At 58.5% G+C, this 22051-nt stretch carries 22 protein-coding genes; 11 read left to right on the plus strand and 11 right to left on the minus strand.

Annotation, left to right across the window (positions count from 1 at the left end; all coding sequences use genetic code 11):
- Window positions 1–89: 89 nt before the first annotated feature.
- From AC0V6Z_RS13095 to AC0V6Z_RS13120, 6 genes are all read right to left on the minus strand, one after another.
- Window positions 90–317: a F0F1 ATP synthase subunit C gene (locus tag AC0V6Z_RS13095; protein WP_027442220.1), complete on the minus strand. Its 228-nt coding sequence runs from the start codon at window positions 315–317 to the stop codon at window positions 90–92.
- 45 nt (window positions 318–362) lie between these two features.
- On the minus strand, window positions 363–1121 hold the full coding sequence (locus AC0V6Z_RS13100) for a F0F1 ATP synthase subunit A (protein WP_472640920.1): 759 nt from the start codon (window positions 1119–1121) through the stop codon (window positions 363–365).
- Window positions 1122–1215: 94 nt separating this feature from the next.
- Complete coding sequence (locus tag AC0V6Z_RS13105; RefSeq protein WP_472638885.1) at window positions 1216–1548, minus strand: AtpZ/AtpI family protein; 333 nt, start codon at window positions 1546–1548, stop codon at window positions 1216–1218.
- 215 nt (window positions 1549–1763) lie between these two features.
- Window positions 1764–2153 carry a YdbL family probable chaperone protein gene (locus AC0V6Z_RS13110; RefSeq protein WP_472638886.1) on the minus strand — a complete coding sequence of 130 codons (390 nt, stop codon included), beginning with the start codon at window positions 2151–2153 and terminating at the stop codon, window positions 1764–1766.
- 36 nt (window positions 2154–2189) lie between these two features.
- Window positions 2190–2408: a YnbE family lipoprotein gene (locus tag AC0V6Z_RS13115; RefSeq protein WP_472638887.1), complete on the minus strand. Its 219-nt coding sequence runs from the start codon at window positions 2406–2408 to the stop codon at window positions 2190–2192.
- A 47-nt stretch (window positions 2409–2455) separates the two neighbouring features.
- Window positions 2456–5671 (minus strand): intermembrane phospholipid transport protein YdbH family protein, encoded by a 3216-nt coding sequence (locus AC0V6Z_RS13120; protein ID WP_472638888.1) that lies wholly within the window; start codon window positions 5669–5671, stop codon window positions 2456–2458.
- Window positions 5672–5756: 85 nt separating this feature from the next.
- Here AC0V6Z_RS13120 and radC point away from each other — a divergent pair, with 85 nt between their 5' ends.
- A complete protein-coding gene (gene radC, locus AC0V6Z_RS13125; RefSeq protein ID WP_472638889.1) occupies window positions 5757–6491 on the plus strand; it encodes a RadC family protein in 735 nt (244 codons plus the stop codon).
- A 23-nt stretch (window positions 6492–6514) separates the two neighbouring features.
- Here the strand turns inward: radC and AC0V6Z_RS13130 are convergent, their stop codons facing one another.
- The 3 genes from AC0V6Z_RS13130 to AC0V6Z_RS13140 all read right to left on the minus strand — a co-directional run bounded on the left by AC0V6Z_RS13130 (window position 6515) and on the right by AC0V6Z_RS13140 (window position 11578).
- Window positions 6515–8686 carry an FAD-dependent oxidoreductase gene (locus AC0V6Z_RS13130; protein ID WP_472638890.1) on the minus strand — a complete coding sequence of 724 codons (2172 nt, stop codon included), beginning with the start codon at window positions 8684–8686 and terminating at the stop codon, window positions 6515–6517.
- Between the two features lie 110 nt (window positions 8687–8796).
- Window positions 8797–9729, minus strand: a complete 933-nt coding sequence (locus AC0V6Z_RS13135; protein ID WP_472638891.1) for a tetratricopeptide repeat protein — start codon at window positions 9727–9729, stop codon at window positions 8797–8799.
- Window positions 9680–11578 carry a DUF3857 domain-containing protein gene (locus AC0V6Z_RS13140; protein ID WP_472638892.1) on the minus strand — a complete coding sequence of 633 codons (1899 nt, stop codon included), beginning with the start codon at window positions 11576–11578 and terminating at the stop codon, window positions 9680–9682. The genes AC0V6Z_RS13135 and AC0V6Z_RS13140 overlap by 50 nt, the downstream gene beginning before the upstream one ends.
- A 232-nt stretch (window positions 11579–11810) precedes the next feature.
- Here AC0V6Z_RS13140 and purB point away from each other — a divergent pair, with 232 nt between their 5' ends.
- The 3 genes from purB to pyrF all read left to right on the plus strand — a co-directional run bounded on the left by purB (window position 11811) and on the right by pyrF (window position 14277).
- Window positions 11811–13121, plus strand: a complete 1311-nt coding sequence (purB, locus tag AC0V6Z_RS13145) for an adenylosuccinate lyase (protein ID WP_472638893.1) — start codon at window positions 11811–11813, stop codon at window positions 13119–13121.
- 99 nt (window positions 13122–13220) lie between these two features.
- Window positions 13221–13601, plus strand: coding sequence for a DUF1049 domain-containing protein (locus AC0V6Z_RS13150; RefSeq protein WP_472638894.1), 381 nt, complete (start codon window positions 13221–13223; stop codon window positions 13599–13601).
- A 1-nt stretch (window position 13602) separates the two neighbouring features.
- A complete protein-coding gene (gene pyrF, locus AC0V6Z_RS13155; RefSeq protein WP_472638895.1) occupies window positions 13603–14277 on the plus strand; it encodes an orotidine-5'-phosphate decarboxylase in 675 nt (224 codons plus the stop codon).
- Between the two features lie 18 nt (window positions 14278–14295).
- On the opposite strand, the gene AC0V6Z_RS13160 is transcribed toward pyrF, so the two are convergent.
- A complete protein-coding gene (locus AC0V6Z_RS13160) occupies window positions 14296–14769 on the minus strand; it encodes a hypothetical protein (RefSeq protein ID WP_472638896.1) in 474 nt (157 codons plus the stop codon).
- A 100-nt stretch (window positions 14770–14869) separates the two neighbouring features.
- On the opposite strand from AC0V6Z_RS13160, the gene AC0V6Z_RS13165 reads away from it, so the two are divergent.
- The 7 genes from AC0V6Z_RS13165 to AC0V6Z_RS13195 all read left to right on the plus strand — a co-directional run bounded on the left by AC0V6Z_RS13165 (window position 14870) and on the right by AC0V6Z_RS13195 (window position 20728).
- Window positions 14870–15511 carry a phosphoribosylanthranilate isomerase gene (locus AC0V6Z_RS13165; protein ID WP_472638897.1) on the plus strand — a complete coding sequence of 214 codons (642 nt, stop codon included), beginning with the start codon at window positions 14870–14872 and terminating at the stop codon, window positions 15509–15511.
- Window positions 15512–15532: 21 nt separating this feature from the next.
- Window positions 15533–16750 carry a tryptophan synthase subunit beta gene (trpB, locus tag AC0V6Z_RS13170; RefSeq protein WP_472638898.1) on the plus strand — a complete coding sequence of 406 codons (1218 nt, stop codon included), beginning with the start codon at window positions 15533–15535 and terminating at the stop codon, window positions 16748–16750.
- On the plus strand, window positions 16747–17280 hold the full coding sequence (locus AC0V6Z_RS13175) for a hypothetical protein (RefSeq protein WP_472638899.1): 534 nt from the start codon (window positions 16747–16749) through the stop codon (window positions 17278–17280). Before trpB ends, AC0V6Z_RS13175 begins: the two co-directional genes overlap by 4 nt.
- Window positions 17281–17380: 100 nt before the next feature.
- Complete coding sequence (locus AC0V6Z_RS13180) at window positions 17381–17734, plus strand: hypothetical protein (RefSeq protein WP_472638900.1); 354 nt, start codon at window positions 17381–17383, stop codon at window positions 17732–17734.
- Window positions 17731–18525 carry a tryptophan synthase subunit alpha gene (gene trpA / locus AC0V6Z_RS13185; protein ID WP_472638901.1) on the plus strand — a complete coding sequence of 265 codons (795 nt, stop codon included), beginning with the start codon at window positions 17731–17733 and terminating at the stop codon, window positions 18523–18525. The genes AC0V6Z_RS13180 and trpA overlap by 4 nt, the downstream gene beginning before the upstream one ends.
- Before the next feature lie 26 nt (window positions 18526–18551).
- Window positions 18552–19400, plus strand: a complete 849-nt coding sequence (gene accD, locus AC0V6Z_RS13190; RefSeq protein WP_472638902.1) for an acetyl-CoA carboxylase, carboxyltransferase subunit beta — start codon at window positions 18552–18554, stop codon at window positions 19398–19400.
- A gap of 26 nt (window positions 19401–19426) precedes the next feature.
- Window positions 19427–20728, plus strand: a complete 1302-nt coding sequence (locus AC0V6Z_RS13195) for a bifunctional folylpolyglutamate synthase/dihydrofolate synthase (RefSeq protein ID WP_472638903.1) — start codon at window positions 19427–19429, stop codon at window positions 20726–20728.
- On the opposite strand, the gene AC0V6Z_RS13200 is transcribed toward AC0V6Z_RS13195, so the two are convergent.
- Window positions 20725–22047 carry an AmpG family muropeptide MFS transporter gene (locus tag AC0V6Z_RS13200; RefSeq protein WP_472638904.1) on the minus strand — a complete coding sequence of 441 codons (1323 nt, stop codon included), beginning with the start codon at window positions 22045–22047 and terminating at the stop codon, window positions 20725–20727. The two genes, AC0V6Z_RS13195 and AC0V6Z_RS13200, sit on opposite strands and share 4 nt — an antisense overlap.
- Window positions 22048–22051 lie beyond the last annotated feature (4 nt).

A 22051-nucleotide genomic window follows, 5' to 3' on the forward strand; every position in this document is an offset into this window, starting at 1 on the left:
AAACCTGTGAAGTGGATCTTAAAACGTCGTCGATAGAAATTCGGGTGACCCAGCCCACTGGTTCAGCAGGCCGGGATACCAAATCACTATTAGGCAACGAAGATCAAGATCATCGCGACAACAAACGCCAGCAGGCCGAGAAGCTCAGCCGCGGCGAAGCCGATGAACAGGCGACCTTGCTGGCCGTCTGCTGCGCCTGGGTTGCGAAGTGCGGATTCGAGGAATGAACCGAACACGTTACCAACACCAATTGCGGCCATGCCGGCACCGATTGCTGCAAGGCCTGCGCCTACGAGCTTAGCTGCTTCTGCTTCCATGTGAAAAACTCCTTGGGATCAAATATATAAATTAGAGAGATAAACTCAGTGAAGGTGTTCTGCGTCGTTAATGTAAAGCGACGTCAGAAGAGCGAACACGTAGGCCTGAATTCCGGCTACGAGAATTTCTAGAGCGCTGATCGCGACCATCAAAGCAAAGCTTGGCAGGCTGACCATAAGGCCGATGCCAACGCCAGCGTTCACGCCGTCGATCACGAAGCTTGAGAGCACTTTCAACAGAACGTGCCCGGCCATCATCGCCACGAACAGCCGCAGTGCGAGGCTGAGTGGGCGGATGAGGAATGAGAAGAATTCAATCAGCGCAATCGGCAGGATCATCGGCACTGGCGTGCCATGCGGCACAAACAGCGTGAAGAATTTGATGCCGTGCTTCCAAAAGCCGACGACCAGAACGATCGAGAAGCTGATGATCGCGAGCACACCGGTGACGGTGAAGTGGCTGGTAAAGGTGAATGGGTGCAGACCCAACAGGCCAATCGGCAGCAGGCCGAGCAAGTTCGCGAACAGAATGAACATGAACAGGCTGAAGACATAAGGCACATATTTGCGCCCTGCCTTGCCAATGTTTGCCTCCAGCATGTCGTCGATGAAACCGGTAAAGGTCTCAACCGCCATCTGCCAACGACCTGGCACCAGCTGGCGCTTCATGCCGCCGAACACAAATGCCCAGATCAGGACCGTTGTGATGGCCATCCAGAATGCGGAATTGGTGAATGCGATGTTGATTCCGGCAATCTCCCAGCCCGACGAACCAAACATTGGCTCGAGCTGGAATTGCTTCATCGGATCGACTTTGCCTGCCTCGGCTGCCACGATCTCTTAGTCCTTAAACCTTGTAAGAAACGCGCCCCAACTGATGATCCCAAATTCAGGCACTTTAGCCCTCGTCAGTGTCATCGGGGCGAGTGTTCGCCGCTCGAATAATGTTCCTGAAGGCAACGATGATCCCGAAGGCCATCATTATCAACAGACCCGCGGGCGAAGTGTCGGCGAAATAATCAATCGTCCAGCCAATCACTGCGCCGCCAAGAATCCCGCCAAGGAGGTCTGCGAGCACCCGGTTACCGCTGCGATAATTCGCATCAGTGCCTGATACCCGAGGCCGGTTGCGTTCCTCTTCGCGCTCGTTGGCAGCTTTCAGCCGCTCCTCGAGTGCATCGATACGCGCATCCTCGGCGATGGGTTCCTGTGCGGACTTCTTATCGCTCATGTCAGCTTCCTAAAGGTTGGACGCCAAAACACGCGCCACAAGGTGTCCGCCAAGGGCGCGCACCCCTTAGAAGGGGGGCATATCCAAGTCAACCGCCAGTCACAATCAAACGGCCAACCTAGCAAGCAATTATAGCGATAGCCGTTGCGCAAAGCGCAAGTCGCCGTGGGAAAACAGCAACCTGCGCTCTGGCTATTGACGGATACTGGGCGGAATTACGGGCAGCGCGGATCACGCAGCGGCGCCGCGTCTGTGCGAGTTTGCCACGTGCCGTCGGGCGCCTGATATTTCTCACCAGCGGTCGTCCGCAGGATCGCCTGACAACCGGCGGTGAAGGCGTATTCGTCAAGCGTCGCATTGGCCGCCTGTGCACGCTGCGCATAAACAGCGCGGCGCTTAATATTGATATCATTGACCAATCGGCGAAGCTCAGCCGTCTCAGCCCCGGCCACACCAAGATAGCCATCGCGTTTTTCGCCGATGCTACCATTGGCGCGTGCAGCGGCATAGGCCGGATCACGCTGAGCCTGAGCGGCCCCATGAAAGCCAGTGAATGCGACAGTCGCAGCAACGGCAGCGAGCAAAGTTTTGCGCATATTTGTCATTCTCTTATTCCTCCTGCTTTGCGGTAAGCACGAACATCAAAAGATATCCGCATTTTCCTCAAGCGTGTTGGCCGCATCTTCGGCCAAGGCAAAAACCACTTCCTGCCGGATATTGATGTTAAGCTCGATCACAATCGGCTTGTCCGGTGCAGCAACGTTGATGCACCCCGCCAATGGACCGCAAAGCGCAATTGCGCCCGCTCCCATCAATCCGGCCCGACCCGCGGTTCGCCATGAATTCAGTCTATCAGTCATAGATAGGCCTGTGGCAGCGCCGCATAGATCGGTCAAATTCCACATGATCATGGCGTATTCTCGCTTTCTTGAGGCTGAATGGACAGTTCATTTGCCGGAATGTCTTCAGGATTGACGTCAGGCGTGTTCTGACAAGCGACCTGGAAAAACCGGCTTGCGCGCCATTTTGGATCGGACGTCAGGCATGGATCACGCAAATAGTTGGAATCGTAAGTGGAGCGCAGCAGGCGGCTGAGCTCCCAAAATTGTGAGCGGACATTGATGTTGAACCGGATCGGTAGGCGCGCGATTTGCTTTGTCACGAAATTGCGCGAAGTGCCCTCGCCCTGACTGATCCCGTCAAACCGAACGCTGGTGATAATCTCCCCAGTCAGACTCCCATCCATGGTGATCGCCATTTGATTGTAATCGAGGCTGCGCAGCGCATCGAAGGCGTAATTGGAGATCGTTCCCAGATCCTCATAGGCAAGTTCTCCCACATAAGAGAGATTGCCGCCCGGAGGCCGGGAGATCAGCAGACCGCTCTCAATCCGGCCATTGCCCTGCGCATCGAAGATAATCGGGATCGTACCATCAAATATCCCCTGCGCAGCAAGATTGCCGAATTCCATCTCCGATATGAATGTTCCCGCATCGAGCCCGATTATCTCAAAGATATAGCGCCGCTCCTCTGGCACCGCGAAATTGAGGTCGACCCCGCGCATGACCAACTCTCCGCCCATGAACGGCCAGCGCGCGTCTTTCAGCTTGACCAGCTGTCCCTCTTCAAGAGCAAAAGTGATCTTGCCATCCAGCACCTCGATACCTGTGTTGATGGAGCCGAGATCGACTATCTGATCAGGCGCTGTCGTGAGCGCCAAGAGATCGGTGAATTCAACCGTCGCACGCGCGTTCTTCACCGGGCCAAAGGCGGCGGCGAAATCAAACCTTTCTGTGGTGAAAACACCTCCGCTGGAGATATCATCGGCAGTCCAATTGATCTGCCCTTGCCCGCTCACATCACCCTTTGCCAGGGCGACGACGCCGTCGGTGTAGATCGTCAAATCGCTGGGTTGCAACGTATCATCAAAGGCAAGGCGTCCTACATCCAAACGCGCGTTGCCAACGGTTGTGCTGAGATTGTGCACGATATCGACCGCCACGACCTCACGATCTGATCCGGGATGGCGCAGCATGGCCTCGGCGCGAATATCGCTGCCGTTCAGCACCATCACGGCGTCGCGCGCGATCAGCGGCTCAAATCGGTCGACTGCCTCCCGGTCGGTGACGCGGAACTGCGCCTCGTCAATGCTAAGGATGCCGTCTTCATAGAGCCAATTGCCGCTGACCTCGTCCAGATCGAGTGGGACCAGACCAATCATCGCCTCGCCATCGCTGAAGGCGCCGCCGATTGTGTCGCCAAAGCTCGCCTCTAAGTTGCCGAGCGAGAGGCTCAGCCCCTCTTCCCGTGTCCCGATCACCGCCTGAACATTGGAGGCATTGGCCACGCCGGGATAGCCAAGCCGAAGGGCTCCAGTATCGAGCAGCAGCGGACTGCCAGCAATTTCTCCGCGCAGCGCCAGACTGGGTAATTGCGCCGAGATTTTGAGGCTATCATCGTAACGCACCATAGCGCTGCCCACGCCGGGGCACAGTCTTAGGCTTTGCCGATCCAGCGCGAGATCATAGAGCGCAAGGCGATCAAACCGCACATTGGCACAGCTTTGTCCCGCGATCAGCCCGCCGCGCGGCGACCATGTCCCTTCAAGCGGCAGGCTGAGCCCCTGAACGCTGCCGCCCGGCAGCGCGCCAGAGGCCCGCACATCGCCCGCAAATCTCAGAGCCCCGCTTGGCGCCTGCGTCACCAGCAACTCTGGAACGGCGAGCCTGCTGTCCCCGGCTGCGAATTCTTCCATCCTCAGGCGCAGCGCAAGATTGCCATTGCCGACCTGCTCCATCCGACCGGAAATGCGCGGGATCCCCTCGCCGCTGGTCGCGATATTGCCGCTAAGCCGGCCAAGGCCGTCGACCGGGCTGGTCCATGCCAGGCGCGATATTCCGAGCAAAGTCTCGCCCGATGCGCTCTTAAGGCGGGCCTCCGGCACAATCAGGCTCGTCACTTCCGGTGAAACGCGCAATGTCGCATCGGCGATCACCGTGCCATCGCGTGTCGCACTACCGAAACCCTGCTGAAATCGAGCCAGCAAAGGTTCAAGCAATGTGTCCTCGACCGCGCTACGGGAGGCCCGCAATTGCTCGGTCAGGGCACCGCCAATGCTTGCGCCCTCGCCCTCCAAGCGGCCAGCCCATTCCAGTGCATCAAAGCTGGCTTGCGCCCTCAGCGTGCCGTCCAGCGACAGCCCGGCCACCGCGCCATAGGGCGTCACCGCATTGTCCGCGCGCAAATCATGGCGCACTTTCAACTGGGCGTCTTTCCAGCTTAGTTGCACATCGCCATCAAGCGTCGATGCCTCTGACCCAGCTATGGCCAATTGCTCAGCTGTCAGATCCAATTCACCCTCTGCACTGGCGAAATCCGATGCAAGGGTGAAACGCGTGGCCACATCTGCACTCGCGAGCTGCGCGCCTTCATTTGCACAATCGAGCGCACGCAGTCTCAGTGGCCCGTCGAACTCCAGCTCACCACCTGACGTCGTGACGTCACCATAAAGCGTCGCAGCCTGCAGTGAACATCCCGCAATCGCCAGCTCCGGCGCCGTCGCGGCGAGTACACCCTCAAACCCATCGGTCAGCAGCCCTTGCCCCGATGCCTTTAGGCCAATCGCGCCATAATCGCTCTCAATCAGGCCGCGTGCATCGACCAGTTTCACATCGATCGCTGGCAGACCCGGCTCCGCTTCGCTTTCGCCAAAAATCGCCTCATCCAACGTGCCAAAGCTTAACTGGCCATCGCGATAAGAGCCGAACAATCGCGCGCCGATCACCTCTACAGTGCCGATAGACGGCACGCCGAAGCTGTATTCCAGATCAACCACGACCCGCTCAATTGTGAGATCAGGCCGTCCAGCATCGCCAATCACCAGATTGCGCAGAACCTGGCGCTGCGGGCCAATCGATACGATCTCATAGTCAGCTGGCAGCTCTAACTTCGCCAGCTCCGCATCGATGAAATTGCCCGCATATTGCTCGCGCGCCATCCACACCCAAACGCCAGCAATGCCGAGCAGCGACAATACCAATATGAGCGCGCGCCAACGTCTGCGGCGCGGCCACAGGCTCCACTTGGGCGTCTCTTCAAGATGTTCCGTTTGGGCTGACGCCATGATGAGCTCACACTTGCGCGCATCGAGCGTTAAAGGCAATGCAAGCAAGACACTAGCGCGCATAGCCGTGTTATAAGGAGGCAGCTTGCCGCAAGCTGAAGACATGTTTGGCGATGAGCCCGGCACCGGGAACGGTAGCGATGCCGGAAAGCACGCGGGCGCTGGCCATAGAGCGCGGCTGCGCGAACGCCTGCTGAAAGGCGGCGCAGAGGCACTGGCCGACTACGAAGTGCTGGAATTCCTACTGTTTGCCGGAATGCGCCAAGGAGACACAAAGCCCGTCGCCAAGGCGCTGCTCAAACGATTCGGTTCGCTGTCGTCCGTGCTGAATGCGGATCCTGCCGCCCTCAAACAAGTTAAAGGGATCGGTGACAGCAGTGCGGCTGCGCTCAAGAGTGTGGCGATTGCTGCCCGGCGCATGGCGCGCAGCGAAGTGACGGATAAGCCAGTGCTCGGCTCGTGGCAGAGCCTGATGGACTATCTTGCCATCGATATGGCGCATCTGACAGTCGAGCGGGTTCGGGTACTATATCTCGATACCAAGAACCGCTTAATCGATGATCACCATGTTGGCGACGGCTCCATTGACGAAGCCTCCATCCATCCGCGTGAGGTTATTCGTAAGGCGATGGATGTTGGCGCGAGTGCTATGATCCTCGTCCACAATCACCCCAGCGGCAATCCGGAGCCGAGCCGCGCGGATATCCAAGTCACAAAGCAGATTGCCGAAGCGGGCCGATTGCTCGGCGTGATCGTGCATGACCACGTGATCGTTGGCCGCGAAGGGCATGTGAGCCTGCGCGCGAAAGGACTGATTTAAGCCTCATCACGCACCGCCGATTATCAGGACTTCGTGATCAGACGCACGCCAGCGTGATTGGCAAAGAAGCTCCACCCCCAATTGAGGATAACCGTCACCCGGTTGCGCGCTCCTGTTAGGAAGCCGACATGAACTACACCCCACAGCCACCAGGCTAGCGCGCCTGACAGCTTGAAAGCACCAAAATCCGCCACCGCCGACTTGCGGCCAATCGTCGCCAGGCTGCCTTGATGCTTATACTCAAATGGACCTGGGCTTTCCTTGCCCAGCAGCTCAGCCTCGACCAGCCTGCCGACATAGCCGCCTGCTTGTTTCGCAGCGGGAGCAAGTCCAGGGACAGGCTGCCCATCCCATGCGCTGCTGCCCGCAGTATCGCCAATTGCGAACACATCGGTTTGGCCCTTCACGCGCAGCCGCTCGTCGACCAGCACCCGACCAGAACGGTCGCATTCCGCGCCCAGCCATTTGCCCGCTGGAGACGCAGTGACGCCCGCCGCCCACAGTACGGTTTCGGTCTCAATCTTGGTCTTATCGCCAATCATAACATGGCGCGCGGCGATCTCTGTCACCCGCCCACCAGTGCGAATTTCCACGCCAAGCTTTTCAAGCGATTCGGCAGCTTTCGCCGCCAATTCTTCAGGAAAGGCCGGGAGTACACGCGGCCCCGATTGCACCAGGATCACTCGCGCGCTGCCGGGGTCAATTGTGCGAAACTCCCGCTCGACATTGATCTTGGCAAGCTCTGCAATTGCCCCGGCCAGCTCCACACCGGTCGGCCCCGCCCCGACTACGACGAAGGTCAGCAAGCGTTTCACCCGCTCTGGGTCATTGCTTGCCTCGGCCTGCTCAAACGCCTCAAGGATCGATGCGCGCACCGCAACGCCATCCTCAACCGTCTTCAGACCGGGAGCAAAGGCGCCCCATTCATCCTTGCCAAAATAGCTGTGCGATGCCCCGGTTGCGAGCACCAGCTTGTCATAGATCAACGTCTGATCGCCAAGCTCTCCGCCACCATAAGTCAGCGTCTTGGTCTCTGCATCGATCGCCGAAACCTCTCCCTTAATCACCCGCACATTGCCATCGGGTTTGAAAAGGCTGCGGATCGGCGTCGCGATATCCGCCGGGTTCAATGTGGCCGTGGCGATCTGATAAAGCAGCGGCTGAAACAGGTGGTAATTGCGCTTATCGATCAAAGTGATGCGCACTGGCAGGCGCTTTAACCGCGCAACCGCCGCCAGTCCGCCAAAACCAGCGCCAACCACCACAATATGCGGCCAATGATCCGGAATATCGGCATAATCCCGGTCGAACAGAATGTTCCTTTCCATCCAGGCGTAGATCAGGTTGTCGAGCGACACGCTGCCCGCGCCGCGCGATTCATAAATCGCCAGAAACAGGATCGGGTAGAAGGTGATATTCGGATGCACGCCGACGATCATGAATAGGCCAATCAGCAGCACAAGCGCATAGGACACCAGGCTCGCCGCAAACCCTGTCGCGAGCAACACCGCAAAGACAATCGCCAGCCATTCTGGAAAGCCAGTAAAGATAGTTATCGGCAGCCACGTCGCTAACGCCACCGAAGGCTCAAACACACCAGCAAACGCCAACAGAGTGAGCGCCAGCCAAAGCCGGATCAGCATCATCGCCATGGGCGCGCCGCGCTCCTTCAGCAGCTCTCCAAATCGAACCGCTGTTCGCGCCAATGGCAATGCACTGTTTTTCAGGCCCGAAGACAGCAGCCGGTCGAGCGAGAATGCCGCTGGCCCATGGAACACGTACCAAAGCAGCATAGCAGAGATCAGCACATTGCTGGTCGTGGGGACATAAACAGCCTGCGAAATAATCGTCAGCACCGCCATCGCCAGCGCCGCTGGTCGGGTAAAAAATCCAAGCAGCAGCAAGACCGGACCGATCAGCTCTATCGACAGCCCCACCGCAGCGGCGGTATATGGTGCCATCCAGCCAACCGGATATTCATTCGCCGCCAGAAAAACCGCTTTGTCCCAGTCTGCTGCCTTTACTAAGCCCGACCGAAAGAAGCTCTGCGCAAGAAAAAATCGGACGATGATGTCGGTAAACGGCCAAAAGACTTCGGCCCCGCCGGAATAGAGCTTTGCCCAGCTGCGCAAGGTCACCCGCACAAATGGCGACAGGCGCTCCTCCTGCAAGGTCATTTCTGCCGCGTTCGTCATACGACCAAGCCTCCTTGCAGCTAAGTTCGTGAAGCCATGACCTTAGTTACAAGAATGCGGACATGCAAAGCTGTGCTGACCGAACGGCAAATCATCCCCTCTAGGCAATTCTAAAGGTCAAAGCCCCAGCGCCGATAACGCGTTGCGAGCATTGGCTCCCGGGCCAGCGCATCGTCGACATCTGCTTGACCGGCCTTGTCGCCTCGCTGGAGCCGGATCAGGCCGCGCAGCAGCACCGAGGCCGTTTGATCCGGCTCCAATTCGAGCGCCGCATCAATATCGGCCATGGCTTTGTCGAACATGCCATTACGCAGATAGATCATCGCGCGGCTGTCAAGAATGTTGGCCGATTCGCCGCTATTCTCAACCGCCTTGGTGCATACGGAAATCCCGTCTGAAACCGCGACATTCCATGTTCCGCTGAACCAGCAGGCTTCGTTGAGCAGGCCTGAATCGTTGGGATCATCGGCAAGCATTTCATTGATTGTAGCGAATCCTTCGCTTGCCCGACCTTCCATCGCATCCAGCTCTGCGAGAGCAACCGTGAGACCTTGGCGAACTTCCTCGTCCCCGTCCTCATATTCGATAATTTCGCGCGCACCGGCGATGTCCCCTAGGTCGGCCATTGCGGTGGCGAGATCCATCGCACGCCACGGAGTGGGATCGAGCGCATAGGCCTCTTCCAAATCCGCTTTGTTGGCTTCCAAATCGAGCAATTGCGAATGCACAGAACTGCGCTGGCCGTAATATTCCGCCGTCGCCTCAAGCTCGATGACCTTGTTCATATCTTCCAGCGAACCGGCCCAATCATAGGTGACATAGCGAAAGCCGGCCCGGTGTAGATACGGATCAACCTCGTCAGGATCATTGGCGATCAATTCCGCGTAGGCCGCCTCTAGCGGTTGCAGGACGCTGCGATCCGCCCCTCTTGCAAAACGCCAGCGGCGCGGCACATCATCAGAGGTCGTCAGCTTCGTCTCTTGTCGAGCTAGGCTAAGCAGCTTTCCGGCGTTCCTCGCGGAATGCCTCAGGCAAAATTTCACCGCCCCGCGTGCTCACGATTTCGGACACTTGAAGCACCCGATCGTCCAAGCTCGTCTGGCGCGTGTAGCGCTGTCCAGCGACCTCAACGTCAATCGGATCGCTGCCGGTGAGCTCATAGCCATCGAAGTCATCAGGCAGCGTGATTGTCATGCTGTAGGCTACGCTTCTGCTAGTCCCAACGGAAACCGGCAAATCGCGCCATTCCTTGCGCGAACGATTGGGCGCAAATGTGATTTGCTTTGCCGCTATCGGTGCGTCAATTTCACCCTTTGCACCCTCGAAAGCGAATAGGTTTTCGGAAATTCCAGTCATCAGGAGGGTCGCTTCGCTATCATCCTCGCCAGAGATGACTTCCACGTCCAGCACAGCCATTTCGCCGCCAAATCTGCGACCAATCTGCTTTCGACTTTCATCGTTCAGCTTTTCCGCCTCAGCGTTCATTTGCGCTGCGGCGGCGTCCCAAAATTTTATCTCGAAGGTCACCAGCGTGGGCAAATCCAGACCAGCAGAGGTATCGATCGCGATGTCCATTTCTACTTCCGGCGCGCGCGGCAGAACCTGCTTAATCGGCTCAAGCTGCGCACCGGCGGTCCGAATGGGCAGGCTGTATTCAAACGGTGGGACATTGCCGACCGTACGCATATTCGCGCCAAGCGATGTGCCATCGAGGTAATACAGATTGCCGTCTATCTCTGCGCGCACCAGCACGTGGTCAAACGCACCGGGGATTGGTAAGGAAATTGGAGCGGCATTGCCTGCGCGGCTCGAAACCAGCACCGCCTCCGCCGCAATTCCAAGATGGTCCAGGATCGCCAGCAAGATAACAGTCTTCGCTTTGCAATCGCCGTATTTATTTTCCCACGTTGTCGCGACATCCTGGGGCAGGTAATTCCCGCCATCCAGCCCGTTCAGCAGATAGCGGATGTCCTCTTGCACCAGTTCCAGTGCGGCCACGGCTTGCTCAAGATCGCCGGTATGTTCGGTGCGAATGGCCTCTACTTTGACCATTAAATCATCAAGGCCGTCGAGTGCGCCATCGGTCTCGTAATACGGGGCCATTGTGCTGGACACTTCGGCCCAATCGGCAAACGTGCCCAATTGCAACATTGTGCCCCGGCGATAGCGCAGCGGTGCATCACTGGGCAGCTCGTCGGCCTCTTCCAATGGCAGCGTCACCTCCAGCCATTTGTGGCCGCCTGATTGCTCAACCTGCGGCAGGTCAAAGTTGGGGCCTGCCTTGTACCGAACATCCAGATCGTTGGGCCATGAGGCGCGGATGCGCGCAAAATCGGCCACCCTATTGGGCTCTCGCCACAGGAAACGCTGGGTCTGGACCTCTTCGCCCAATGCCTGATCGGAATTGGTCACTGAATAGCGCATGCGCAGTTCATCACCGACTTCGAGGCCGGGGACCGACAATGTCGCGGTTAGGGAGCCGTCCAAAATGCGTCGTTCCAGCATCCGCTCGCGGCGCAGCACCTCCATAACCTCGCCCTGTTCGACCAGATCGATCACCTCGTCCCCGCGCAGAATCGAAATCTCGTGGACGATCAAATCGCCTTTGTCCGGCAGCCATTGCGCCGTCAGAGTGCCGACATTGGACAGGTCAGACAGGCTGGCGACGCGGTAAACCACATCGGTGTATTCCCAGTTCAGCCCATTTTCGATGCGAATCTGAGTGTCGTTGACGATTTGCCGATTGGTGGGATCACGCTCAACCTCGGCCAATACGACCGGCTCAATCCAAGCGGGCGCGGGCTGATACAGCGGCTCTTCCCCCGCGATCACCGCCGACGAACAGCACAGTGCGATCAGCGAAACTGCCGTCCGCGAAACTTGGAATGTCATGAATTAGGCCCCGTTTTCCCTGTATTGCCGCCAGACTATAACGCGAAATACTGCTGTCAAATGAGAAAACAGCAATTCGATTGATAAACAATTTAGAGCCGGCTGTCGCGCATACTAATTCATGCAGAAACTGGGGCAATGCGCGCCCCTCGCCCTTGCCAAGTGCACAGATGCGGCATAGCCGCGCAGCCACATCTTTACCCACGCAATTTCTCACTGGAGTTCTCAAGCCATGGTCCCTCGTTATGCCCGCCCGGAAATGAGCGCATTGTGGGAACCTGAGGCGAAATTCCGCATCTGGTTCGAGATTGAAGCGCATGCGACCCAGAAACTGGGCGAGCTGGGCGTGGTACCGGAAAGCGCGGCAAAGGCATTGTGGGATTGGTGGGCGACGAACCCAAAAATCGACGTTGAGGCGATTGACGCGATTGAAGCGGTGACCAAGCATGACGTGATCGCCTTTCTAACCTGGGTCGCCGAGCAAGTTGGCGATGAGGCACGCTTCATGCACCAAGGCATGACCAGCTCCGACGTGCTCGACACAACGCTGGCGGTGCAACTGGCGCGCGCGTCTGACATTCTTCTTACGGATTTGGACGCACTGCTGGCAGCAATCAAACGCCGCGCTGAAGAGCACAAATACACCGCCACCATTGGCCGCAGCCACGGCATCCACGCAGAGCCGGTGACGTTCGGCCTCAAAATGGCTCAGGCCTATGCCGAGTTTGACCGGTGTCGCACCCGCCTGATCGCGGCGCGCGAGGAGATCGCGACCTGCGCGGTCTCCGGCGCGGTCGGCACATTTGCCAATATCGATCCTGCGGTTGAAGAACATGTTGCGCAAAAGCTTGGCCTGAAACCTGAGCCGGTCAGCACACAAGTGATCCCGCGTGATCGCCACGCCATGTATTTCGCGACGCTGGCCGTCATCGCTGGCTCGATTGAGCGCCTCGCAGTGGAAGTGCGGCACCTGCAGCGCACCGAAGTGCTGGAGGCTGAGGAATATTTCTCACCTGGGCAAAAGGGTTCCTCAGCCATGCCGCATAAGCGCAACCCGATCCTCACCGAAAACCTCACGGGTCAAGCCCGCATGATCCGCAGCTATGCCATGCCAGCGCTGGAGAATGTCGCGCTGTGGCATGAGCGCGATATCTCGCACTCATCGGTCGAACGTTACATCGGACCCGATGCGACCATCGCGCTCGATTTTTCGCTCGCGCGCCTCACCGGGGTGATCGACAAGCTGCTGGTCTATCCAGAGCGCATGCAGGCCAATATGGACCGGATGGGCGGCCTTGTTCACTCACAGCGCGTGCTGCTCGCCCTGACCCAGGCCGGTGTCAGCCGCGAGGATGCATATCGCCTGGTTCAACGCAATGCGATGAAGGTGTGGGAATCGGATGGGCAACTGCAATTGCTCGACCTGTTAAAGGGTGATGAGGAGGTTACCGCCGCCCTCACCAACGAACAGCTCGAAGACAAATTTGACCTCGGATATCACTTCAAACACGTCGACACGGTGTTTGCCCGCGTCTTTGGCTGATGCACCGCAGCGTAGCTGACGCTAGACTCAAGGCTGAAAAGGCTTAGGTTCTGGGTCGCTCAAACATCGCCAGTGGCTTAGCCGTTTAGGAAACTCTGCATGCAAATTTTGCGCACGATCATCTGGATTGCGATTCTGATTGCAATCATCGCCTTCACCTTTGGCAATTTTGACCAAGAGACTGAGCTGCGCATCTGGCCCGGGCTTGTTCTTGAAACGAAGCTTCCCGCGATCGTGATCATTTCTCTCATGCTCGGTATTGTACCGATGTGGCTGTATCACCGCGGGGTGAAATGGTCGCTCAATCGCCGCATCCGCAGCCTTGAGAACGCGGTGAAATCAAACGCTCTGTCTCAGCGTCACGCCCCGGCAGCGACTTCGGATGCTCCTGCGCCGGACGCCGCACCCGAGGCGGTTGAGATGCCGGACACAGGCACCCTCACTCCTGACCCCGCCGCAGCGAAACCTGAAAGCACCTGATATGAGCAATCCGGTCTATCTCGCGCTCGACATGCCGCAAATTGAGCCTGCCAAGGCTCTGCTTGAAAAGGTAAAAGCGCATATCGGCGGCGTGAAGCTGGGTCTGGAGTTTTTCTGCGCGCATGGCAGCCACGGCGTCCATGAAATCGCGCATGTTGGCCTGCCCATCTTTCTTGATCTGAAATTTCACGACATCCCGAACACTGTCGCTGGCGCGATGCAGGCGGTACATTTGTGCGAGCCGGCCATCGTCACCGTGCACGCCAGTGGTGGCCGCGCCATGATGGAAGATGCCAAGGCAGCGGCTGCCGAGGGCTGCAAAGTCGTCGCCGTGACCACACTCACCAGCCTTGACGCAAACGACCTCACGCGCACCGGCGTTTATGGCAGCCCGGAAACGCATGTGATGCGGCTTGCCGAATTGGCACATGATGCAGGCCTCGATGGGGTCGTATGCTCCGGCCAAGAGGTTGGCCAGGTGCGCAAGCAATGGAAAGACGGCTTCTTCGTCGTCCCCGGCCTGCGCCCCAATGGCAGCGGAACCGGCGACCAGAAACGGGTGGTGACCCCGCGTTCTGCGCGAGACAATGGCGCGAGCGTACTGGTAATTGGTCGTCCGATCAGCCGCGCAGAAGATCCAGTCGCCGCTGCAAGAGCGATCGAAGCGACGCTTTAAGCTTAGTTACCTTCGCCCCTATTCCGCCGCTTCCGGTGCGGCTTCGTAGATCAATCCATCACCCTCAAGCTTTGAGAAGTCGTAATCGTCGATCAGCGGCGATTGCACCACGTAATTGATGAGCATCCATCGCTCACCTTGCTCGCGGTAACCAAACGTCTCCAGCGCTTCGCCATTCGCAAATTGACTGCGCATCACAATCTCGACGCTGGTCGTGCCATTCATTGAATTGACATTGATGCTCTGACGATTGGTGCTTTCGAGTTCGCCCAGAATTTCGCGAAAATCGGTGAGCATTATCGACAATTGCGGTTTCTTCACCAGCTTGCGAAACTCCGGATGGGTCGTCCGCCAAATCGCGTCCAAATCGCCGCTTTGAAAGCGTTCCTGGAACTGAGCAATCTCCGCCTCTGCGCCTTCCGTTGCCGCAACCGGATTGCAGGCCGCCAGAAAAAGCGCCGCAAACGCCGTCAAAAACCCAGTAAAACGCATTAGACATTCCCCAATTGAAGCGCACATTCGCCAGCAAAACCTGTGCAGCAGCGGATAATTCTAGCTATGCGCTGCGCATTGCAAGCTCTAAAGCACGCCCATGACAAGCACATCGCCATTAATCAAAATCTGCGGGCTCAAAACGCCCGAGACCATCGAGGCCGCAGTGGCCGCTGGAGCAACGCATATCGGCCTGGTGCACTTTGAGAAAAGCCCGCGCCACGTCTCGCTGGTGGAGGCCGCGCGGCTGCGCGCGCTCATCCCATCCTCGGTCAAGGCCGTCATGCTGACCGTGAACGCCGATGTCACCGCAATGGGCAAAATCATCGCGGACGTGAAGCCAGACGTCGTCCAGTTTCACGGCGGCGAAACGCCCGAATGGACCGGATTGGTGCGAGAGAAAACCGATGTTGAGGTTTGGAAGGCCGTTGGCCTGAGAGACGAAGGAACGCTGGAGCGCGCCAGTAAGTTCATCGGCAAGATCGACCGTTTCCTGTTTGATGCTCCCGCAAAGGAGTTGCCCGGCGGCAATGGCGAAACCTTCCGCTGGGAATTGCTGCATGGGCACGATCATAAGGTGCCATGGGGCCTCGCCGGCGGCCTCAATGCGGAAAACGTGGCGCCAGCCATTCGCGCTACCGGGGCGGAGCTGGTCGACACCTCATCTGGGGTGGAAACCGCGCCCGGCGTGAAGGACGTGGACAAGATCGCGGCCTTCTGCGAAGCCGCCCGAAACGCTTGAATACATGCCCAAAGGCGCACGATGAACAAAACCACCCCCAATTCCTTTAAGAACCAGCCTGACGATCGCGGGCATTTTGGCGAGTTTGGCGGACGTTATGTTGCCGAGACTCTCATGCCGCTCATCCTCGATCTGGAGCGGGAATATCGCGCGGCTCAGCAAGACCCGGCCTTTGCGGCTGAGTTTGACGACCTGATGAAGCATTATGTCGGGCGCCCTTCCCCGCTCTATCATGCCGAGCGCCTGACCGAAGCGCTAGGCGGCGCGCAGGTCTGGTTCAAGCGCGACGAGCTCAATCACACCGGCGCGCACAAAATCAACAATTGCATCGGGCAGATCCTGCTCGCGATCCGCATGGGCAAGACCCGCATCATCGCAGAAACCGGCGCGGGACAGCACGGCGTTGCGACCGCGACTGTGTGCGCGCGCTTCGGATTGCCCTGCGTAATCTACATGGGCGCAGAGGACGTCAAACGGCAATCGCCCAACGTCTTCCGCATGAAATTGCTCGGCGCAGAGGTGGTGCCCGTCACCAGCGGCGGCGCGACCCTGAAAGACGCCATGAACGAGGGGCTGCGCGACTGGGTCGCGAATGTCCACGACACGTTCTACATCATCGGCACAGCCGCCTACCCGCACCCCTATCCAGAGATGGTGCGCAATTTCCAAAGCGTAATCGGCACCGAAGCACGCGCGCAAATGCTGGATCGCGTGGGCCGTCTGCCCGATTTGCTGGTCGCGTGCATTGGCGGCGGCTCAAACGCGCTTGGCCTGTTCCACCCTTTCCTCGACGATGCTGATGTGAAAATGTTGGGCGTAGAAGCGGCAGGCCACGGGCTGGACGGTGATGAACACGCCGCCAGCCTGCTGGGCGGATCGCCGGGCGTGCTGCACGGCAACAAGACATACCTGCTGCAAGACGAAGACGGCCAAATCACCGAAGGCCACTCGATCAGCGCCGGGCTCGATTACCCGGGCATTGGGCCAGAACACGCGTGGCTGAAAGAAAGCGGCCGGGTGGAATACACCGCCGTGACGGACAAAGAGGCGCTCGATGGCTTCCAATTGCTGTGCCGCACCGAAGGCATCATCCCCGCCTTGGAGCCAAGCCACGCCATTGCCGCCGTTGCCGAGCGCGCGAAGCAAATGGGCGAGGATGAAATCATCCTGATGAACCTATGCGGCCGCGGCGATAAAGACATCTTCACCGTGGCGGAGAAGCTTGGGGTTGAGATGTGAGAAACGCCGAAGGCGAAGTGGGCAGGCCTCTGGCTATTTCCTTGTTGGTAATCTGGCTATTCGCGACAGTTTTATACTTCATCATTGACCCTCTGTTGGACGCGCAAATCGCGGAATCCATGACGAAGTATCCCGACGCTCCCACTGGTATTCCCATCGGAATTCTCAGCCCAGGCCATGCAGTTTCTTATGGCGTTGCACTCTCTATCGCCTTTGCAATCCACTGGTGGCTTTCTGGTCTCTTCGGAAAGCCGGGCGCATCGCGCAAGCTCATTGCGAATACGATGCTCATTGTCGCAGGAGTTGCTGCACTGTTTGAGATATTCGAGCACGGAGCACTAGATTTTTACGACTACAGCCTATTCTGCAGCGCAGACGAACCGACTATCGTGATTTTGGTCGATGAAGTGTATCGATGTGATCGTTCATTGGCCGTCCGCAAGGCCGCTCAATTGGCGATGTTCGTGTTTCCAATCCTAGCCATCCCAGTCCGAATTCTTGAGTCACGATTGGGAGGCAACAAAGCGTGACCCGCCTGCAATCCGCCTTCTCAAAACCCACCCCCGCATTCGTCGCGTTTATCACCGCATGCGACGGTGACGCGGTGACTGAAAAGCTTCGGGTGGCGACGTGAAATTTCGAAAATTCGTCGGCTGGCTGGCCCTCGCCGCGCTGCTCATCACAGGTTACATTTTCGATGGCGAGTTATCTTTGGCCGCTTTAGCCACCTTTCTAGGTGCAGTCTGCATTGCTATGTTTATGGCGCTGTATGACCGCGCAAATTTCTCTGATTTCGAAGTTGGTTTTGACCCTCGACGGGGCGCGCGATACTTCCTAGTGGGTTTTCTCGTCTTTCCCATAATGATTGGCTTTAGGGCTGCATTCGGTTCGACCATATGGATCGAAGGCGCGATCATATTTACTGTCGGAGCTTCGGTGGTAATCGGTATTATCGGCACGTTTATGGATGTCCCTGGAATATGACACGTCCCCCTTCCCCACTCACTGCGGCCTTTCACAAGGGTCATCCTGCGCTGGTCGCCTTCATCACGGCTGGCGATGGTGACACCGCGGCCAATCTTGATGCGCTGGTCGCGGGCGGCGCGGATGTGATTGAACTGGGCATGCCCTTCACCGATCCGATGGCCGATGGCCCCGCGATCCAAAGCGCGAACCTGCGCAGCCTTGGCGCGGGCACGACGACCGCAGATGTGTTCGCAATAGCCGCAGACTTCGGCAAGCGGCATCCCGACATTCCGCTGGTCCTGATGGGCTATGCCAATCCAATGGTTCGGCGCGGGGAGAATTGGTTCTCCGTCAATTGCTACAAAGCGGGCGTCAGAGGCGTAATCTGCGTCGATTTGCCACCTGAGGAGAACGAAGAGCTGAAATGGGACCTCGATGCCCATCTCATCGACTGGATCCCGCTGGCCACGCCCACCACCGATGCGGAGCGCCTGCCCGCCGTGCTGGAGGGCGCCAATGGCTTCCTCTATTACGTCTCTGTCGCCGGGATCACCGGCAAACAGCAGGCCGCGCAGGACAGCATCGAAGCGGCGGTTGCGCGGTTCAAAGCGGCCACTGACCTGCCGATTGCCGTCGGGTTTGGCGTGCGCACGCCAGAGCAAGCCGCCGATATCGCCAAAGTCGCCGACGGCGTTGTCGTGGGCTCCGCACTTGTGGAAATCATCGGCGAATATGGCGCACAGGCTCCCGCCAAGCTACAAGAGCTGACATCGGCATTGGCGCACGCGGTCCACACGGCTAGAGCCTAGATCGCCCAAGCAAACAGGATTTTGAAATGAACTGGTTCACCCGCGTCCGCAATTCCCTGGGCTTTAGCGACAAGCGCAGCTCTGAGAAGGATTTGTGGATCAAATGCAAATCCTGCCAGGAAATGCTGTTTGTTCAGGAGTTTGAGGACAATCTCTCGGTCTGCCCGCGCTGTGAGCATCACGGCCGGATCAGCGCCGATGCGCGGCTGAACCTGCTGCTGGACGAAGGGTTTGAATTGCTGCCTCAGCCGCAGGTCACCGAAGACCCACTAAAGTTCAAGGACAGCAAGAAATACACCGACCGACTGAAAATCGCGCGAGCCAACAACCCGCATCACGATGCCTTTGTCGTCGGATCGGGCACAATTGACAGCCACCCTGCGGTCGTCGGGGTGCAGGATTTCGGCTTTATGGGCGGATCGATGGGCATGGCCGTGGGCATGGCGTTTTGCGCTGGGGCCGAGCGCGCGCTGACCCGCAAATGCCCCTTTATCGTGGTGACCGCCGCTGGTGGAGCGCGCATGCAGGAGGGCATTCTCAGCCTGATGCAAATGCCGCGTGCCACCGTGATGACACGCCGCCTGAAAGAGGCCGGCCTGCCCTATATCGTTGTGCTGACCGACCCGACCACGGGCGGCGTAACCGCCAGCTATGCGATGCTGGGTGATATCCAGATTGCAGAGCCAGGCGCGCTGATCGGATTTGCCGGACAACGGGTGATCCAGGACACCATTCGTGAGCAATTGCCCGAAGGCTTCCAACGCGCGGAATACCTACACAAGCACGGCATGGTCGACATGGTGGTGAAGCGTCATGATCTGAAAGCCACTTTGGCCAATGTCATCGACTATCTGCAGCCGCCCGTCGCGGCGTAGGCACGCATCTGGTCGCCGGTAAAGCGATGGATTTCGGAAAGTCCGACGACCCGCGCGTTCAGGCTCAGCTTGACCGTCTAAGCCAGCTGAGCGTGCCGGAAGGCCGCATCGGGTTGGAGACGATCACCGCGATGATGGAGCGGCTCGGTAATCCGCATCGCAAATTGCCGCCGGTTTTCCACGTCGCCGGCACCAATGGCAAAGGCTCTACCTGCGCGTTTCTGCTCGCGATGCTGGAGGCGGAGGGTTACCGCGTCCATATGACCACCAGCCCGCATCTGGTGCGCTATAACGAGCGGATCAGACTAGCCGGAGAATTGATTTCCGACGCGGATTTGGCGATGTTGTTGGCCGAGGTTCTCAACACCTGCGAGGATCTGGGGCCGAGCTTTTTCGAAGTCACCATCGCCGCCGCCTTTCTGGCGTTCAGCCGCGTGCCCGCCGATGCCTGCGTGGTCGAGGTCGGGCTTGGCGGGCGCTTAGATGCAACCAATGTGCTGGAGCCGGATGCGCTCGCGGCCTGCGGGATTGCGGCGCTGGGGATCGATCACGAGAAGTTCCTGCTCGCAGCCGAGGAAGGCCTGCCAGTTGAGCTGGCGGCAGCGCCGATGCGGCGGATTGCGTTCGAAAAGGCCGGGATTGCAAAAAAGGGCGTGCCGCTGCTTTCCATCAACTGGAAGAGCCCAGAGCGTAAGCAAATTCAGGTCTGCTCGGCCGCTGCTGGATCGTTGCTGTATCGTATTGAGCGCGACTGGAATTACGGCGATGAAGGATATCGCGACAAGCATGGCATCCTTCATTTCCCTGAACTCGCATTGCCGGGAGAGCACCAGTCCAGCAACGCCGCTCTGGCAATCGCTATGGTCCGGCATCAGGACAAATTAGCGATCTCGCAAAGCGCGATCATGCAAGGACTGCAAAGCGCCACATGGCCCGCACGGCTGCAGCGCCTATCAGATGGGCCGCTGACGAGGCTGGCGACCGGGCGGAATTTGTGGCTCGATGGTGGCCACAATCGAAGCGCAGGCGAAGCCATCGCGGCAGAATTTGCGAGCAAGTCCCTGCACCTAATCCTCGGCATGCTCGCCAACAAAGATCCGCGCGCGTTGCTCGACCCGCTAGGCGATGCGGTGCGCAGCCTCACCATCGTCCCGGTGCCCGGTCAAGATTGCCACCCACCCGAAGCATTTGGACCCGATGCGCGAGCAGCATCGGACATTGAAGACGCGCTGCTGCATATTCCCGAGGACGGTTACCCTGTGCTTATCGCGGGATCGCTCTATCTGGCAGGCGAAGTCCTGCGCCTGAATGACGAGATCCCGGACTAGCTGGGGTCCAATTGCTCCCTGCCCGCCGTGCCCATGGAATCGTCGACCAATCCAGTGCGCATCATCCACCAGAAAAGTACAATCCCCGGCACCGCCAAAACGGTGGTGAGCAAGTAGAAATTCACATAGCCCGTGGCCTCAATCAGGCCGCCCGCCATGGTCCCTGTGATCAGCCTGCCGACGATGCTCGCCGCCGCGCTGATCATCGCATAATGCGCCGCGGTAAAGCGCAGGTCGCACAGCGCCGAGAAATAGGCGACCACTACCACGCCGCCATAACCACTCGCAAAATTCTCAAACCCGATGGCCGAGGCCAGTCCCAGATTTGAGTGCCCCACCGTCGCCAAGGCCGCGAAGCTGACGTTGGACACCGCCATCAGGATCAGCGCGATCAGCACCGAGCGTTTCAGGCCCAGGCGCGCATAGATCATTCCGCCCACAAAAATACCGATCAGATAGGCCCAAAAGCCCACACCCACGTCGTAAATTGCGATCTCATCATTGCTGAACCCCAGATCATCGAACAGCAGCCGGAATGTAAGGTTCGCCAACGTATCGCCGATTTTGTGGACGAGGATAAAGGCAAGTACGAGCCACGCGCCGTGGCGCTGAAAGAACTCTTTGAAAGGGCCAGCGATCGACTGCCACACGTCTGAAACACCCTGGCGCGCGATTGTGACTCGCCGCCGCGCGGGCTCTCCCATGATCAGCGCGGTGAGCATCGCGGGCAGCGCCAGCAAAGCGCAGGAGAGATAGGCTGCCTCCCACCCATATCGCACCGCGACCACCAGCGCGATGGCCCCTGCCCCCGCAGAGCCGACGCGCCAGCCATATTGGTTCATGCCTGAGCCTGTGCCCAGCTGATACGGCTTCAGCGTCTCGATCCGGTAGGCGTCGATCACAATGTCGAATGTCGCGCCGGCGATACCGACCAGCACAGCGGCAAGGATTGTCGCGGGCAGATTGCCCGATGGGTCGACCAGCGCGAGATTGACCACCGCCGCGATCACCATTACGCCGGATAGCAGCATCCACGAAACCCTCTGCCCCAACCGGCCGAGCAGCGGGATCCGCACGCCATCTACCACCCACGCCCAGAACACTTTAAAATTGTAGACAAGAAACGCGAGCGTGAACGCGGTGACGGTCGCCTTGTCGATCCCATCTTGCGCGAGCCGCGTCGTCAACGTCGCGCCGATCATCGCATAGGGAAAGCCGGAGGACACGCCGACAAAGAACGCCGCGAGCGATTCCTTCTCAAAATAGGGCGTCACCGCGCTCCACCAATCGCGCTTCGCAGTTAACTGAGGCTCAGCCAAAGGA

Source organism: Erythrobacter sp. SN6-5 (assembly GCF_057364945.1).

What these genes read in the sequence shown, in the direction of transcription:
- AC0V6Z_RS13095 (WP_027442220.1), bottom strand. Translation starts at nt 317, where the DNA reads ATGGAAGCAGAAGCAGCTAAGCTCGTAGGCGCAGGCCTTGCAGCAATC.
- AC0V6Z_RS13100 (WP_472640920.1), bottom strand. Translation starts at nt 1,121, where the DNA reads ATGAAGCAATTCCAGCTCGAGCCAATGTTTGGTTCGTCGGGCTGGGAG.
- AC0V6Z_RS13105 (WP_472638885.1), bottom strand. Translation starts at nt 1,548, where the DNA reads ATGAGCGATAAGAAGTCCGCACAGGAACCCATCGCCGAGGATGCGCGT.
- AC0V6Z_RS13110 (WP_472638886.1), bottom strand. Translation starts at nt 2,153, where the DNA reads ATGACAAATATGCGCAAAACTTTGCTCGCTGCCGTTGCTGCGACTGTC.
- AC0V6Z_RS13115 (WP_472638887.1), bottom strand. Translation starts at nt 2,408, where the DNA reads ATGACTGATAGACTGAATTCATGGCGAACCGCGGGTCGGGCCGGATTG.
- AC0V6Z_RS13120 (WP_472638888.1), bottom strand. Translation starts at nt 5,671, where the DNA reads ATGGCGTCAGCCCAAACGGAACATCTTGAAGAGACGCCCAAGTGGAGC.
- AC0V6Z_RS13130 (WP_472638890.1), bottom strand. Translation starts at nt 8,686, where the DNA reads ATGACGAACGCGGCAGAAATGACCTTGCAGGAGGAGCGCCTGTCGCCA.
- AC0V6Z_RS13140 (WP_472638892.1), bottom strand. Translation starts at nt 11,578, where the DNA reads ATGACATTCCAAGTTTCGCGGACGGCAGTTTCGCTGATCGCACTGTGC.
- purB (WP_472638893.1), top strand. Translation starts at nt 11,811, where the DNA reads ATGGTCCCTCGTTATGCCCGCCCGGAAATGAGCGCATTGTGGGAACCT.
- AC0V6Z_RS13150 (WP_472638894.1), top strand. Translation starts at nt 13,221, where the DNA reads ATGCAAATTTTGCGCACGATCATCTGGATTGCGATTCTGATTGCAATC.
- pyrF (WP_472638895.1), top strand. Translation starts at nt 13,603, where the DNA reads ATGAGCAATCCGGTCTATCTCGCGCTCGACATGCCGCAAATTGAGCCT.
- AC0V6Z_RS13160 (WP_472638896.1), bottom strand. Translation starts at nt 14,769, where the DNA reads ATGCGTTTTACTGGGTTTTTGACGGCGTTTGCGGCGCTTTTTCTGGCG.
- AC0V6Z_RS13165 (WP_472638897.1), top strand. Translation starts at nt 14,870, where the DNA reads ATGACAAGCACATCGCCATTAATCAAAATCTGCGGGCTCAAAACGCCC.
- trpB (WP_472638898.1), top strand. Translation starts at nt 15,533, where the DNA reads ATGAACAAAACCACCCCCAATTCCTTTAAGAACCAGCCTGACGATCGC.
- trpA (WP_472638901.1), top strand. Translation starts at nt 17,731, where the DNA reads ATGACACGTCCCCCTTCCCCACTCACTGCGGCCTTTCACAAGGGTCAT.
- accD (WP_472638902.1), top strand. Translation starts at nt 18,552, where the DNA reads ATGAACTGGTTCACCCGCGTCCGCAATTCCCTGGGCTTTAGCGACAAG.
- AC0V6Z_RS13195 (WP_472638903.1), top strand. Translation starts at nt 19,427, where the DNA reads ATGGATTTCGGAAAGTCCGACGACCCGCGCGTTCAGGCTCAGCTTGAC.